1 protein-coding gene is annotated in these 419 nt (G+C 49.4%); it reads left to right on the forward strand.

Going from position 1 to position 419, the window contains the following annotated elements:
• Nucleotides 1–220 precede the first annotated feature (220 nt).
• A partial coding sequence (locus E1189_RS24755; RefSeq protein ID WP_230459967.1) for a hypothetical protein occupies nt 221–419 on the forward strand: 199 nt, incomplete at its 3' end.

The following is a 419-nucleotide window of genomic DNA, read 5'->3' on the forward strand; positions in this document are numbered from 1 at the left end:
ACAAGTCTTTCACCGCATCCAGTCATCTCATCGTCCACAAACGCACCCATACAGGGGGCAAGCCCTTTGTCTGTGACCAAGGCGGGTGCAATAAGCGTTTTCCCCACCCCAGTCACCTCACCAGGCACCAGCGCATACAGCACAATGTAAGAGGTGAGTGACACCAAAGGTCGCCAGCTACGTTGTTATCTTCTTTATTCTTTTTGTGGGAGAGAATGGAATGGTTTTCAGAGTGAACTTTGTTGTTATCAGTCTTTGCATAGTGATCGGCCTGTCTGCATCTGCCACCTATGCATCAGAAGACAAGATCATAGACAGGAAAAGTGAGCACCACCTCATGTATTGCCGGGGGAGAAAACAGAAAGACGGATTAACTCTCACCGTTTCACCGCCTGCACAACACCTGGCCGTTGAAACAG

The organism is Parendozoicomonas verongulae (genome assembly GCF_009711465.1).
GTDB classification, from domain to species: Bacteria; Pseudomonadota; Gammaproteobacteria; order Pseudomonadales; family Endozoicomonadaceae; genus Sansalvadorimonas; species Sansalvadorimonas verongulae.